1 protein-coding gene, 4 tRNA genes, 1 rRNA gene and 1 pseudogene are annotated in these 1,306 nt (G+C 45.4%); all 7 read right to left on the minus strand.

Annotated elements, in window-relative coordinates; all coding sequences use genetic code 11:
• Positions 1 to 528: nuclease/transposase family protein (locus AC27IT_RS27575; RefSeq protein WP_487092243.1), on the minus strand; the 528-nt coding region annotated here is incomplete at its 3' end.
• A gap of 5 nt (positions 529 to 533) precedes the next feature.
• A pseudogene (locus AC27IT_RS27580) lies at positions 534 to 665 on the minus strand (transposase); the annotation flags it as partial.
• 106 nt (positions 666 to 771) lie between these two features.
• Positions 772 to 847 (minus strand) — tRNA-Gly (locus AC27IT_RS27585).
• Between the two features lie 41 nt (positions 848 to 888).
• Positions 889 to 964, minus strand: a tRNA-Lys gene (locus tag AC27IT_RS27590).
• A gap of 5 nt (positions 965 to 969) precedes the next feature.
• A tRNA-Phe gene (locus AC27IT_RS27595) sits at positions 970 to 1,045 on the minus strand.
• Positions 1,046 to 1,087: 42 nt separating this feature from the next.
• A tRNA-Asp gene (locus tag AC27IT_RS27600) sits at positions 1,088 to 1,164 on the minus strand.
• A 54-nt stretch (positions 1,165 to 1,218) separates the two neighbouring features.
• Positions 1,219 to 1,306, minus strand: a 23S ribosomal RNA gene (locus tag AC27IT_RS27605); the annotation flags it as partial.

Here is a 1,306-nt window from a genome sequence, read left to right on the forward strand (position 1 = left end):
CCCCAAATCAACCCCCATGACTTTTACTCCTGTTCCTTCCATAGTAGGTATGGTGACAGAAATTTGGGCAATCCATTTATTTGCTTTCTGTGTGATTCGAAGCGTACCTAATTTATGTTTTAGCAAAGCAAAGTTACGGTTGTCTTTATCAACTAACAAAGCACGGATAGGTGTTTTAGTTACCTTGCCGTCAATCATAATCGGCATGGAAATGTGCGTGAAATCAAACGAGTAGTTTTGATTGTTCCAAATGCAGACAGGTTTCTTCAAAACAGGAACAGTAGTGAATTTGCTTTTCTTCGCTTTCTTAAACACACTTTTAGCGTCCTTGATAGCTTGATTTTTAACGGCACTTGGCAAAGAAGCAGAAATATCCTTACTCGACTTCTTTGTGCTTTTCTTTTCAGCAACCATTTCGGAAACGAGAGTATTGATAGTGGAGAGGTACGTTTGACTCATCTCACGCAAAATAGAAGCCTGTTCTTTTGTTGGAAGCAATTTCACTTTGACTGTGATGGTCTGCGACATGATTTTCACCCCCTTGTTTTCTGTTGTTCGACATATCGCTTTATCGTTTCACTTGATACATTTCCTGCGGTAGAAACGAAGTATGAGCGTGTCCACAAACTCGGCAAATGCCGAAGATGTGGAAACTCTTCACGCAATTTCTTAGGGGGTGCTATCGCACCGTAGCGGGCTTTCTCGTTCGGAAAATCTGTAAAAGCAGGAAAACACCACTGGCGCATAGCAAGTGGTGTTTACGAACTGTAATGGAGCGGACGACGGGTCTCGAACCCGCGACCTTCGCCTTGGCAAGGCGACGCTCTACCAATTGAGCTACGTCCGCATATTGTATCATCTTTTCCCTGTTCAATTGTTTGTAAAAACTGGTGAGCCATGAAGGACTCGAACCTTCGACCCTCTGATTAAAAGTCAGATGCTCTACCAACTGAGCTAATGGCTCGTACATGGTGGCTCGGGACGGAATCGAACCGCCGACACGAGGATTTTCAGTCCTCTGCTCTACCGACTGAGCTACCGAGCCATGCTATTCCATTGCCATTTCTGACTTTTTCTTAGATAGAAATGGCGGAGCTGACGGGACTCGAACCCGCGACCTCCGGTGTGACAGACCGGCGTGAACTCCAACTTCACCACAGCTCCATTGTGGAAGGTTTGTTCCTTCAAAACTGAATACGCATGTTTGCTAAGAAATGTGTGGATAAGTCCTCGACCGATTAGTATTCGTCAGCTCCACGCGTTGCCGCGCTTCCACACCGAACCTATCAACCTCATCGTCTATGAG

The organism is Brevibacillus sp. YAE8 (genome assembly GCF_057543335.1).